The organism is Lactobacillus sp. HBUAS51381, from assembly GCF_012641095.1.
Lineage (GTDB): Bacteria > Bacillota > Bacilli > Lactobacillales > Lactobacillaceae > Levilactobacillus.
Window position 1 is genome coordinate 19,743 of sequence record NZ_JAAVSC010000029.1, and the last position, 13,187, is coordinate 32,929.

Here is a 13,187-nt window from a genome sequence, read left to right on the forward strand (position 1 = left end):
ATCTGAATAACCGTTGCTCTAACATTTCTCAGTCGCCGCGGCGATACCCAATATCGCGTTTACATATCTTGAAATAGTTTAACTGTCTTTAAGAAAGTGAGGTGTCTCCCGTGACCTTAACCACCCATTATCTCGCTGCCATCAATGCCCCGGTCGTTGTCTTCAAGACCTTCCAGCATCATCCCGAAGTCATCTTTAAACAGGGAAAGTTGCTGACGGCGGCCTATACGGCAATTTTTCAGGAGATTCCTAACCGTGAGGCGGCCATCACCGTCTTTCGTCACAGTCAAAATCTCTTCTCCATTTGTCTTATTCAAGCCGATCGCACCTACATTCTGGGGCCGGTTCTCTTGACCGATGTGACCAGCCGGCAACCCAGCAGTACGGACGCCCGCACGATCTATCTTCCTCAGGTGTTGAGTACCTACTCGATTCCACGGCAACAGTGCATCACCCAGGTTTTGGTGTTGGCCGAGCTCATTCAGTTGCCGCTTGACGTGGCCGATATCACGGCGGCCTTTGATCAAGCCATCCCCTCCGATCAGTTCAACGATAAACTCATCCTGGTGAACTTTGAGGATGAGGGCGCCCACGTCAGCTACGCCTACGAGAAAGCGTTGAAGACGGCCGTAGAACTGGGAAAACCGTCGATGGTCCACGATGCCTTTATCGGACTGGTGAACTCCGGCCGGATTGGGATTCTCGCGGACGGCAGTAATTTGCGTAACATCAAGAACTGGGGGATTATCAGTACCTCGGTGACCCTCCGTGCGGCCATTCACGCCGGGATGGACTTCGACCAAGCCTACTCCCTCAATGACCACTACGTCCGCACGCTGGAAACGCTGACCACCTACGATGACGTCATGAATGGCATTGAGACCATGATCAAGGACATGGCGCAACGGGTCCACCAGCTCAAGGCCGTGCACCTCTCAGCCCCGGTACGACGCGCTTACCAGATCATCATGAACAGTCCCGAGGCCAACGTCACGATTAGCCAGCTCGCCAATCAGCTCGGCCTGTCGCCGCACTACCTGTCCACGCTCTTTCACACCGAGATTGGCGTCACCATCTCTCGGTTCAAGATTCTCGTCAAGATCAACCGCGTGATCGAAATCCTCCAGACGACAACCCTTCCCCTCTCGGAAATTGCGGCCATTCTCAACTTTGCCGATCAGGCCCATCTCACCCGCGAGTTCAAACGATTCGTGGGGTGCCCGCCCAACAAGGCGCGGAACAATCCACATCTGACGGATGGTTGGCACCTCTATAACTTCACCAACATCAACGTTGGCTGATTACTAATAACTGCCATCTTTAATAATTGTTTGAAGACGCACAATGCAAAAAAGAGTCTGGCGCAAACGGCCAAACTCTTCGTGACTATAAACTTAAAGGATTCCCATTATTATTAATTAGCTAGGTTGATACAGCTTCGCGATTTCTGTAGCTGTCGGGTAGGACTTCTGGGTTCCCCGCCGCGTGACCGTAATCGCCGCGTATTCATTGGCATGGCGTAACGCCTGAGGAATCGTGTCTCCCTGCGCGAAATAGTGGGCAAACGACCCGATGAAGGCGTCCCCGGCCCCCGTGGTATCGACCGCATCAACCTTGACGGCATCGATCAACTGACTGGTGGTCGCGCTGACCCACAGCACACCGCGTGACCCGATCGTAACCAGCACGTTTTTAACCCCCATATCGACCAACCGTTGAGCCGCTCGGGAGATTTCATCCATCGATTCCGTTGGCAACCCCGTCAAGGTCGCCAGCTCCGTTTCATTCGGTGAGAAGAAGTCCACGCGCCGAACGTGTTCCATGTCCAAATGACGGTTAGCCGGGGCCGGATTTAACAGGATTGGCACTCCGTATTGGTTAGCCAAATCAATCGCATGGTAATTCGTCTCGAGCGGGATTTCCTGTTGGAGAACAATTAACTTGGTGTTTTGAATAAGATCGAGATGCGCATCCAAAACGGCCGGGGTCAGTTCATTGTTAGCGCCTTTGATAATGAGAATGCGGTTATCCGCCGTTGGGTCCACGAAGATTGGCGCCGCACCACTACTCTTGTGGCCCACGCCAACCCCCGTCACGTCAATATTGGCGGCCTTAAAATTGGCTAACTGTTGCTGCCCAAAGTTGTCATCGCCGACCATCGACAGCAGGCTAACGCGAGACCCCAAGTGTGCGGCGGCCACGGCTTGGTTAGCCCCTTTGCCACCGAAACCCATCGAGAAGTCTTCGGCCTCCACGGTTTCACCCGCCACGGGCATGCGATTGATATAGGTTACGAGATCAATCATGTTTGATCCGATTACTAACACGTCACTTTTTTTCATACCTGGACACCTCTTTACTTTCTAAATTAACACAGTTGCCCGTTGATGTAAACGCTTACAAATAGATTCACAAGGACGTAAAGGTGCTGAATAACCACACCAATTGACTATTTTTATTGCTCCGGCCTTGTCCACAATCGACCAGCCAAAATCTAACGCCGGTCAGTGAGAAGATTGACTAACTTTTCAATCATCAGTATGATTGGATAAGTTGTGCAATTTTATATTTCTACAGAAGAGAAGGCCATTCAATGTCTAAGCAAATGAAACAATCGTTATTCATCATGGTATTTGGCACCTTCTTCGGCATTCTGTGCTCGACGCTAATGAACGTGGCCTTGCCGACGTTTATGACCGTCTTTCACGTCAATTCATCGACCGTTCAATGGATTAGCAATGGCTACATGCTGGTCAGCGCGATGATGATTCCAGTGAGTGCCTACCTGATTAAGAAATTCACGTTTCGGCGGCTATTTATTCTATTTTCAGTGATCTTTCTGTTGGGAACCTTACTGGGTAGTGTGGCGCAGAGCTTCTGGGTGCTGATCCTTGGCCGCATGATTCAGGCCACTGGGTCGGGCGTCATGATGCCGCTGGTCAACATTCTGGCCATCCGGTACGCCGCACCCACCAAGAAGGGGGCCGTGATGGGCATCGTCGGGCTCGCCTTTAACTTCTCGCCGATTATTGGGCCCACGCTCTCCGGGGTTATTTTGACCTACTTCTCCTGGCGTTACCTCTTTATTCTAGTGCTGCCCTTTATCCTGCTGGACCTCATCCTGGCCTACATCTTACTTCCGAGTGTGCCGACCCAGGAATCACCGACGCTGGACCGGCTGGGCCTCTTCCTCGTCAGCTTCGGTGCGTTGGGTCTGTTGTGGAGCTTCTCAAATGTGGGCCAGTATGCGCTGACGTCTCCGTTGGTCACCGTGCCATTTATCCTGGGGCTGATTCTGACAACTCTCTTCATTCGGCAACAATTACATAGTCAGAATCCCCTGATCAATCCGAAAATCTTTAAGAGCCGACAGTTCACCACCGCGACCACGCTGAACGCGCTGATCGTTGCCACGATGTATGGGAATACCATCCTGTTGCCGCTACTCATCCAGTCCATCATGCACCAGAGCCCCATTATTTCTGGGATCGCCCTGCTTCCTGGCGCGTGCTTAACCGGGGTCATGTCCCCGATTAGTGGCCGGCTATACGACCGCTATCCGGTACGGGTGATCGTGACCACGGGACTGTTAATTGACTGCTTCGGAACCTTCATGCAGGCCTTCATCGACGTCAACGCCTCGGTCGTCATGTTGACGGTTGGCCAGACCATCCGCCAACTCGGTCTCGTTTTAATCCTGATTCCGATTCAAACCCACGCGCTAACGCATTTGCCCAACCGGTTGGTCGCCGATGGGGTGGCCACGTTCAACACGTTACGCCAGATTTCCGGGTCATTTGGGACCGCGATCATCATCGCCACGATTAACCTGGCGACGAAGTTTTTCACGGCACGACCAAACGCTCCCCAGATAGGTATTCAGGCGGGCTTCACGATGTGCCTGATCTTCCTCATCATCGCGCTAGGCGTCTCCGTTAAATTAATGACGGTCCGCGGGGCCCAAGAAGGTTGACTTCCCCAGGCACCCGTGCGATACTAGCTCATGGTGCCAAACCAAGGTGAGAGAAAGCGATCGGTGCGCAAGCATTCCGAAGGTCGCCGCACCTGACCACAGCAGTCCCGAGTAGAACGCGGGGCTGCTTTTTTTGTATAAGAGCGTGAAGCAAGCCGTTTAGCTTCTAAGCGGAGGAAGCTGGCTTGCGGAACGCGTTTCGGAGGCCGCATGTTTCCCAAATCTCCTGGCGAGAGATAACCTAACGACCCAAACCAGCCTAAACACCCACGAAAACCGGTGCTTAGCCGGGTTAAGCGCAGGGACCTGCCTGGGTGAACGCGTTTCAGAAGCCGCATGTTTCCCAAATATCCCCCCTACCGCTCATCCCCCGGCTTATAATCCGCCCAGTCCGGCCGCGGGGCTCCCGTGGCCTCCGCCGCCTTAATCGCTGAGTAAAAGGCGACCTTCTGGGTAATGTGACGGTGATATTGCTCCAATTTGGCCAACTGCTGGGCAACGCTGACCTCATGTTCGGTCAACACCGTTAAGATTTTATCCAAATCCGGGCCAGTCTCCTGGTAGCTCAGTAGCGTCTGGAGTTCGCTCATGCTCATTCCGGAATTTTTAAAACACACAATACTATTTAATTTTTCCAGATTGGCCTCATTATAAACGCGATGGTTACCGCGCTGCTGCACGTTGGGAATCAATCCCAACCGCTCGTAATACCGTAGCGTTGATGGTGCCAAATGGTACTGCCGTGAAACCTCTGAAATGCTTAATTCTGTCATGTTCGCTCAGTCCTATCATTTACGAAATAAAAAACTTTACTTGAAGCGCGCTTCAAGTGCTATGCTTAATTTAAATTAGAAGGGAAGGTTACCTACTATGGAATTTAGAAAGTTAGGCAAAACTGGTTTTAACATCAGCGAAGTTTCACTCGGCACCTGGCAATTAGGCGGCAAATGGGGCGCACCCTTTGACGAAAAGGACGCGCTCGACACCCTAGAAGCCGCTTATGACCACGGCGTCAACTTCTTCGACACGGCCGATGGTTACCAGGATGGCATGAGTGAAAAGGTCGTTGGCCAATTCGTCAAGCGCCACCCCGGCGTTCACTACTCCACCAAGGTTGGGCGCAAGGAAATGCCGTTGACCGAAGACCATTTCAGTCCAAAGGCTATCCGGCGCTACGTTGACGAGTCCTTGCAAAACATGCAAGTTGATGCGCTCGACCAAGTCTTACTGCACTGTCCACCCATGAGCATTTACTACCAACCTGAAACGTTTAAGACCTTAGATGATCTCAAAAAGGAAGGCAAGATTGCCAACTACGGCGTCAGCGTTGAACGGGTTGAAGAAGCCATTAAGTCCCTGGACTATGACATCTCCAGTGTCGAAATTATCTTCAACATGTTCCGGCTTCGCCCTGCCAAGCTCTTCTTTGACCTCGCCAAAAAGGCTAACGTGGGCATCTTAGCGCGGGTACCTTTGGCGAGTGGCTTGTTGACCGGGAAATTCACCGCGGACACCCACTTCGATCCCGCCGACCACCGGATGAACAACCGGGACGGCCAACACTTCAGTAAGGGTGAAACCTTCTCCGGTGTTGATTACTTAATCGGGGTCAAGGCGGCCCAAGAACTCAAGGAACGCTTGGGCACGGACAATCTCGCCGACACGGCGCTGCGTTACATCCTGATGTTTGACGCCGTTTCCGCCGTTATTCCCGGGGCCAGCAATCCGCGTCAAATCGAACGGAATACGCGAGCCGCGGAAGTGAAGCCACTGTCGGCCGATCAAATGGCCATTGTGACCGACGTTTACGACAAATATATTAAAGACCCCATTGAATATATGTGGTAATCCCTTAAAAGCAGTTGGCTTATGCCGGCTGCTTTTGACGTATCTGCGGTGTTTCACATGAAACATTGGCTAACCAAGATAGTCGGCCGAGTGCCGCTCTCGTTGCTGGGTCTTACGAAAGGCACTAGGCGTCATCCCCGACCACTTCTTGAACTGCTTACTGAAGCTGGCCTGACTGCTGAACTTCATCTGTAGGGCAATGGCCTCGATGGAGTTCTCGCCGATCTCCAGTAAGACCTTGGCGCGGCTAAATTGCCGTTCGTTCGCGTACCCATTGGGTGTAATGCCGTAGACGCGTTTGAAGATTCGGTGGCCGTACGTGGTGCTCACGTTGCGATCGGCGCAAACCGCCTTAAAAGTACGGCGCGTCCCGTCATCCCGGAAGAGGCCACTAGCCAGCTTCTGCGCCAAGACCACCTCGCGCTCGGGATACTCCTGGGCCACGGTCATCACCGGCTGGGCCTGAGACAAAGCCGTCAGTAATTCCAGAAAGAAGATTTCCACCCGAAATTTACGCGTCGTGCCCTGAACCTCATGTTCATCCAGGGTCATGAGCGACCGGATAAATTGGTGCGCCGCCCGACTGACGGTGGACTCTTTGGGCGCCACCACATTTCCCAGATTCTTAATGATCTGGGTCTTAAGTTCCAAGTCGCCCACGTTAAAGTGAAAACAGAAAAATTGTAGCCGGTCACCGCTAAAATTGAAGCTTTCGTGAGGCATCTCCGGCGTGATAATGATCGCCTCGCCAGCCGTGATTACCCGCCGGCGGGACCCCATAAACATGGTCACGCTCCCCTGCAGCACCGTAATTAATTCGAATAGCTGATGCTGTTCCCGGGGGTAATGCCAGCTGGGAAAGTTGCGTTGAAAATGGCCGGCATACAGATAGATATTCGATTCAATGGTCTGGAACAGATATTGTTGGGCCATTCAGGCTGTCACTCCTCTCTCACCGCTACTTACGTTCAGCCTACCATGTTGTTAACCCCACGACAATCACGATTTGTTTCCATTTGGACAAATTCAAGGTAGTAATCGGCATGGACGATTTGAGTGTAAGCGGTTACGATTAAAGGGTACCCGGGCTGAAATTTTAGAGTTTTGCCCGTTTTCATCTTTATTTCACAACAATCACGTCTTATTGGAGGCAGTTTAGTTATGAGAAAATTTAACCATGAATTTTGGACCACGACTTCCGGTGATCTGACCCAACGTCGGACCCCGTTAGCCACACCGGATGACCAAACCGACATCGCGGATGCCAAGAAGATCATCATCGATCCAACCGACAAGCATCAGGACTGGAAAGGCGCCGGTGCCGCCATTACCGACTCCGCCGCTCACCTACTCTGGCAGGTCATGGACGCTAAGCAACGTCACGACCTGTTAACCGAACTCTTTGATCCCGAACAAGGTGGCTTCTCTAGCGTACGGGTGCCCCTTGGCTCCTGTGACTTTCAGAGTCAGGACTACTACACCTACGACGACATGCCTTATGGGGAACACGACAACAAACTGGAACACTTCTCCATTGGTGAAGGTGAACCGGGCGCACCCGATGCCACGAAGGACTTAAAAAACATTGTTCCCGTCTTACAGGAAATCCTGGAAATCAACCCCGCATTGAAGATCATCGCCTCACCGTGGTCCGGTCCCGCCTGGATGAAGAATACCGGTCATTTGACCCACGGTGGTCACCTGCGTTTCGGCGAATTCACGGGCAACGGCTACACCGAAGAGAACCGTTTTGAATACATTTACGCCCAATACTTCATTCGCTACATCGAAGCCTACCAAAAGTTGGGGATTCCTATTTACGGTCTGACCATTCAAAATGAACCGTCCAACGCCGCCCACTGGCCAGCCATGATCTGGACGGTGCCCGAATTGGCTAACTTTGGCTACAAATACCTACGGCCAGCCCTGAACCGTTCCTTCCCCGATACCAAGCTGTATCTATTGGACGACAGTTTCCATGCGTTGACCAAGCCAATCGAAGAAGAGGTCACACCGGCCGAAGCCGCGGCCTTTGACGGTTTAGCTGTCCATACCTACTCCGGACCATTTGAAAACCTGTACAACGCCAACCGGACCTACCCTAACTGGGACGTGGTGATGACCGAACGGCGCTGCATGATGACCGACGATCCCGAAGAATCTGCGCACATCATGTTCGGGATCATCGGCAACTGGCTGGTCCACAATGGGTTGAGCATGATTACCCTTTGGAACCTCGCGTTGGATGAACGGGGCTTGCCAAACGCCGCGGATTCCACCGGCCGGGAAGGCGTCGTCACCATCGACCACACTACCGGGAAAGTTCAACGGAATCTGGAATACTTCATGCTCCGTAACTTCGGGCAAGACGTGCCAACCGGCTCAACAGTGATTGGCTCGACCAACTACACCAAAGACGGCTACACCGGCAGTCTCGGCTCCGTGGCCTTTCTGGGCGCTAACGGCGACATCGTGGCCCACCTGTACAACCCAACGGCCACACCAATCAAGGCGGCCGTGACGATTGACGGCGACGGCAATCACTGGCAAGTTGCGACGGTACCGGCTTATGGAACGGTTACCTTGCACAAATCCAATGACGAGATCAACACGTCAACCATTCCTGCTGACGATGAATTCGCATTGAACCCGACACCAGCCAACCACGATGACGTGGCCCCTGGCCAAAATGCGGGGAGTCAACTGCTCTAACGCTAATATTCCCACTTTTCTAAGAGTTCAGGCTACGGTCTGGACTCTTTTTGGCGTCCTCACGTGAAAAATATGCTACGCTTAATCTCTAAACTTTCCGAAAGAGGGTCCCCACGTCCCATGAAAATGATCATTGCCCCCGCCAAGAAGATGGTCGTCGATCCCGACACCTTTGCCTGCGACGGCCTGCCCCAGTATCTGGACGATACGCGCCGCATTTTAGCACGGTTACGCCAACTTAATTACGCACAAGCTAAAGCCCTCTGGCACTGTAGCGACCGGCTCGCGCAGATCAATTACGATTGGCTACAGAAACTCGACCTGACCCACCAGCTAACCCCAGCACTCCTCGCGTTTAGCGGTATTCAATATCAATACATGGCGCCCGATCTGTTTACCGCGCCAGCACTGGATTACGTGCGCGCTAACCTGCGCATTCTCTCCGGCTTTTACGGGATTCTACGGCCATTTGACGGCGTCGTCCCCTATCGCTTGGAAATGCAGTCAAAATTGGCCGTCACGGGGTCCCAGAATCTTTATGACTTCTGGGCGGATCGGCTGTATCAGGCCCTCACGCCAACGCCAGAACCCATCATCAATCTCGCTTCACAAGAATACGCCAAGGCGATTATCCCCTACCTCGCGCCACACCAACCCTTGGTGACCGTGGTTTTCGGCAGTTTGGTGGGTGATCAATTAAAGACGAAGGCCACGTTGGCCAAGATGGCCCGTGGTGAAATGGTCCGGTTTCTGGCCGAACACCAGGCCCAGACCATTGATGCCATTGCGCAGTTTGACCATCCCGACTGGCAGTATTCGGCAGAGCGCTCCACGGCCAACGAACGGGTCTTTATTTATCAAAAATAACTAGACGGGTCGTCGACCGGCCACGCTTACTGATGAACGGTAGCCAAGAATCCCCGCCATCCCCGGAGATTCAAGACGCGTAGTCGCTGCTTGAACGCGTCCAGCGAGAGGTCCAGTTGCCCGGTAATGTACAGGCGAAATAGGGTCAGCGTGCTGTCAATCAGGAAGTTCACCGCAATCTTGGCATCCATCTCACGGAGTTGATAGTCGGCCTGAAATCTCGCAATGAGTCCCGCCGCCACGCGATCCTTCACCCGGCGTGAGAGAAAGCTATAGTCGTCGGACGTCAGAATAAAGGTATAAAAGGTCGGGGCCTCCTCAAAAAAGGCGCCTAAGCGATCCGACCAAATCCCCGAGTTATCCAAGGGGTCATGGTCGACTGGTTCCTGCAAGAGTAAGGCCAATATCTGATCGGCAATCTCCGCCGTAAAACTTTCGGCCAAATCATCAATCGATTCAAAATGGAGATAAAAGGTTTTGCGGTTAATATTGGCCTCATCCGTCAATTGTTGGACGGTAATTTCGCGAAACCGGTAGTGCTGGGCCAATTGGCGAAAGGCCTGCCGTAACGCCTGTCTCGTCCGAACAACGCGTCGATCTGTCATCTAATCCCTCCAGTTACACCCCAGATGTGGCAAATATGCGGTTTAATCCTCAAACTGCTTTTTTCTGTTGTGGACGCTCCGCCAGAAAATGCCTATCCTTTAGCCACACATGAGGTGAATTTTGACTTTAGACTATCATAACTGGGGGGAAGTCACCGATGATTCGAGCTGAATGGCACTATCTAATGAAACATAAATTACTATTGATTGTCTTAGCGGTCGTCATGTTGATTCCATCAATTTACGCCGTTACTTTTCTGAAATCCATGTGGGACCCGTACGGTAGGCTCAATGATTTACCTATCGCCGTCGTCAATTAGGATCGCGCCGTCCATTATCAGGGAAAGCAGCTGGCGACCGGGAAGAATCTGACCACCTCACTCAAGCACTCGCACGCCATGAAATTCATTCCCGTGACGCGTGAGGCTACCGCACAACGCGGTCTGCGGGACGGCAAGTACTATATGGTGCTGACCATCCCCCAGAACTTCTCGCACGATGCCACGACCCTGATGCAGGCCACGCCACACCAGATGGTGCTCCACTACCAGACCAGTGCTGGCCACAGTTTTATCGCCGCCAAATTGACGGCCACGGCGGCCAAATCAGCGGCGCAGACCGTCAGCGATACCGTCACTAAGAGTTATGCTCAGACCCTATTTGCGACCATTCACCAACTCAGCACTGGCATGACACGGGCTGGGCAAGGCAATCAAAAGTTGGCGACGGGGAGCCAACAACTCACTGCGGCTGACCAGAAGATGACTCACGGACTGACTGCCTTAGCCGCTAGCACGGTGAAGCTCACTAATGGCGAGCATACCTTGACGACCAAGCTCGGGCAGTTTGTGACGGGCGTCCAGCAGGTGCAATCGGGCAGTCAACGCCTCAATACCGGCTTGAACCAACTCTCAAGCAAGACCGGACAACTGGTGGCAGGGAGCCAGCAATTGGCCACGGGAAGCCAACAGATTAGCACGGGAGTCAACGCCTACACCCAAGCGACCGCGCAGCTGGCAACGGCGACGACTAAACTCGCCAGTGGCAGTCACACCGCGGCAACGGGCACCCACCGCTTTGTTGCCGGTACCACCAGGGTCAACGCCAATGCCAACACGCTCAGTCGCCAATTGTCTCGCCTAGCCACCAGCGTCCAACCGCTTAGCAGTCACACCGCGACCTTGGTCACCGGTACCCATCAGCTCAACGCCAGCTATGCGAAGTTAGCCACTGGAAGCGCCGCAGTGACCACCGGCCTGCAACGGCTACGGGCTGGCCTGAAGACCTCACAAAGTCAACAGGCCGCACTCAAACGGGCCACCGCCAAGTTAGCCACTAGCCACACCCAATCCGCCGCCGTTAAAAACGATGCGAGTCAGCTACAGACGGCACTACGCTCACTTGATCAGACAAAGACACAACAGGCCAGTACTTTACAGCACAAGCTTGCCGCCACCGCCGATGCCCAGGGACTAACCGCGACCCAGAAGGCCGCCATGCTTAAAGCGGCGGGCACCAGCACAGCAAACACCCGTGAAAATACGGCTGTTCAAACCGCGGCTCAGCGACTCAGCCATGACCTCGATAATTTAGACAGCACCAGTAATGCGACCACTGATTTACAAAGTCAGCTCACCAAAGCTACCAATAATCAGCAGGCGCTCACGCGTGACCTCACCACATTAGCAACCCATTCGGCCACCCTCACGACGGGGTTAAACCAAGCCAACCAAAGCCTCGATCGTCTAACCACCGGGTTGACCACCCTTAACGACCAGTTGCCAAGTCTTAATCGAGCCACAACCCAGCTCGCACAGGGTGCAACTCAATTAGCCAATGGTACCCAGCAACTCGCACACCAAGGCACCCAGTTAACCCAGGGAACCACGCAACTCGCCACCGGTAATCAACAGCTGGCCATTCATTCTCACCAGTTGGCGGCAAAGGGGCCGGCTCTGACCCACGGCACCGAACAGCTCAGTTCTGGGATCGCAACCGCCAATCAACAGTTGCCCCAACTCAAGAACGGTGTGTCTCAATTGGCTACCGGCGCCACGACCTTAACCAGTGGGCTGAATACGTTAGCGGTAGCCGGACCACAACTGACCAACGCCCTGCAGACGGCCACGGCCGGAAACCAACAGGTCACGACTGGCGCCAATCAGCTAGCCACTGGTAGCGGCCAAGCCACCACCGGCGCCGCCACCCTTCACGCCGGCAACGCCAAGTTAGCGCAAACGCTGGGGCATGCTGGCAATCGCGCTACGGTACACCCCTCTTCGCTAACCTACAAGCAATTGACTCAACCCACCACGACCGCCCACCGCGATGCAGACGACGCCCCCAACAACGGGACTGGAATGGCCCCCTATATGATGTCGGTCTCCCTATTTGTCGGGGCGTTGGCCTTCAATCTCATGTTTGATATGTATACGCCACGCAAATATCCACGTAGCGGCTGGCGTTGGTGGTTAGGGAAGGCCTCGATCATGACCGTCTTTGTTGGCGGTGAGGCCCTCTTCATGACGGGCTTACTCGCGTCAATCGATGGTTTAGCACCGATTCACCCGTGGGCGACCTTCTTGATGTTGCTCCTCACCGGTGGGGCCTTCATGAGCATTGTTTATTGGCTCAACCTCGTGCTGGGCAAGCCCGGCGCGTTCTTCAGCATGGTCCTCTTGGTCCTCCAACTGGGTGGCTCTGCCGGAACCTACCCCTTGCAACTCACGAATGGCTTCTTCCGGGCCATTCATCCCTGGTTGCCCATGAGCTATTCGGTCAACGGGTTGCGAGAGACCCTGATGATCGGTAACTCCGCCATCCGTGACATGGCGGTCTTGGCATTCATCATGGCCCTCTTCTCTGGACTGAGTATTCTGTTCTACGCGCGTCGGCATAGCCGCATCAGCGAGATTGATATTGCCGAGGACTGACTGATTTCCTGACCGCTAAATCAAGGAACGCGGGGGCAAGCCTCCCTTGACCGTTCTAATATTTCGCTAAAAAGCCGATCGGCAAGGTTATCTATCCGATCGGCTTTTAGGCGTCACTAAACGCGTACGCCCCATCGATGTTTCACATGAAACAATCGAGTAGGAGGTAGCCGATTAGTTCGGCTACCGACCTCTCACACCACCGTACGTACGGTTCCGTATACGGCGGTTCAGTAACTTAAGCATTTT

General features: G+C 53.5%; 11 protein-coding genes and 1 pseudogene. 8 read left to right on the forward strand and 4 right to left on the reverse strand.

The genetic code is table 11. From position 1 onward, the window contains the following. Positions 1–110 precede the first annotated feature (110 nt). A complete protein-coding gene (locus HEQ50_RS12995) occupies positions 111–1,301 on the forward strand; it encodes an AraC family transcriptional regulator (RefSeq protein WP_168900362.1) in 1,191 nt (396 codons plus the stop codon). Positions 1,302–1,418: 117 nt separating this feature from the next. Here HEQ50_RS12995 and rbsK read toward each other — a convergent pair whose 3' ends face one another. After that, positions 1,419–2,342 (reverse strand): ribokinase, encoded by a 924-nt coding sequence (gene rbsK, locus HEQ50_RS09925; RefSeq protein WP_168900363.1) that lies wholly within the window; start codon positions 2,340–2,342, stop codon positions 1,419–1,421. 251 nt (positions 2,343–2,593) lie between these two features. On the opposite strand from rbsK, the gene HEQ50_RS09930 reads away from it, so the two are divergent. Next, positions 2,594–3,973: a DHA2 family efflux MFS transporter permease subunit gene (locus tag HEQ50_RS09930; protein ID WP_168900364.1), complete on the forward strand. Its 1,380-nt coding sequence runs from the start codon at positions 2,594–2,596 to the stop codon at positions 3,971–3,973. A gap of 356 nt (positions 3,974–4,329) precedes the next feature. On the opposite strand, the gene HEQ50_RS09935 is transcribed toward HEQ50_RS09930, so the two are convergent. Then, on the reverse strand, positions 4,330–4,746 hold the full coding sequence (locus tag HEQ50_RS09935) for a MerR family transcriptional regulator (RefSeq protein WP_168900365.1): 417 nt from the start codon (positions 4,744–4,746) through the stop codon (positions 4,330–4,332). Between the two features lie 97 nt (positions 4,747–4,843). Between HEQ50_RS09935 and HEQ50_RS09940 the strand changes: the two genes are divergently transcribed. Further along, the gene (locus HEQ50_RS09940) at positions 4,844–5,821 is read left to right on the forward strand and encodes an aldo/keto reductase (RefSeq protein WP_168900366.1); all 978 of its coding nucleotides are present in this window, start codon (positions 4,844–4,846) and stop codon (positions 5,819–5,821) included. A 69-nt stretch (positions 5,822–5,890) separates the two neighbouring features. On the opposite strand, the gene HEQ50_RS09945 is transcribed toward HEQ50_RS09940, so the two are convergent. Next, the gene (locus HEQ50_RS09945) at positions 5,891–6,754 is read right to left on the reverse strand and encodes an AraC family transcriptional regulator (RefSeq protein WP_168900367.1); all 864 of its coding nucleotides are present in this window, start codon (positions 6,752–6,754) and stop codon (positions 5,891–5,893) included. Between the two features lie 228 nt (positions 6,755–6,982). On the opposite strand from HEQ50_RS09945, the gene HEQ50_RS09950 reads away from it, so the two are divergent. Together HEQ50_RS09950 and yaaA are read left to right on the forward strand one after the other, a co-directional pair. Further along, positions 6,983–8,533, forward strand: a complete 1,551-nt coding sequence (locus tag HEQ50_RS09950) for a glycoside hydrolase family 30 beta sandwich domain-containing protein (protein ID WP_168900368.1) — start codon at positions 6,983–6,985, stop codon at positions 8,531–8,533. 120 nt (positions 8,534–8,653) lie between these two features. Continuing rightward, positions 8,654–9,400 (forward strand): peroxide stress protein YaaA, encoded by a 747-nt coding sequence (gene yaaA, locus HEQ50_RS09955; protein WP_168900369.1) that lies wholly within the window; start codon positions 8,654–8,656, stop codon positions 9,398–9,400. A gap of 26 nt (positions 9,401–9,426) precedes the next feature. Here the strand turns inward: yaaA and HEQ50_RS09960 are convergent, their stop codons facing one another. Further along, positions 9,427–10,005 carry a TetR/AcrR family transcriptional regulator gene (locus HEQ50_RS09960; RefSeq protein WP_168900370.1) on the reverse strand — a complete coding sequence of 193 codons (579 nt, stop codon included), beginning with the start codon at positions 10,003–10,005 and terminating at the stop codon, positions 9,427–9,429. A gap of 158 nt (positions 10,006–10,163) precedes the next feature. Here HEQ50_RS09960 and HEQ50_RS09965 point away from each other — a divergent pair, with 158 nt between their 5' ends. From HEQ50_RS09965 to HEQ50_RS12905, 3 genes and pseudogenes are all read left to right on the forward strand, one after another. Beyond that, complete coding sequence (locus HEQ50_RS09965; protein ID WP_168900371.1) at positions 10,164–10,325, forward strand: hypothetical protein; 162 nt, start codon at positions 10,164–10,166, stop codon at positions 10,323–10,325. 12 nt (positions 10,326–10,337) lie between these two features. Further along, positions 10,338–10,655: pseudogene (locus tag HEQ50_RS13000) on the forward strand (YhgE/Pip family protein); the annotation flags it as partial. Positions 10,656–10,766: 111 nt separating this feature from the next. After that, positions 10,767–12,938, forward strand: a complete 2,172-nt coding sequence (locus tag HEQ50_RS12905; RefSeq protein ID WP_370520148.1) for a YhgE/Pip family protein — start codon at positions 10,767–10,769, stop codon at positions 12,936–12,938. Positions 12,939–13,187 lie beyond the last annotated feature (249 nt).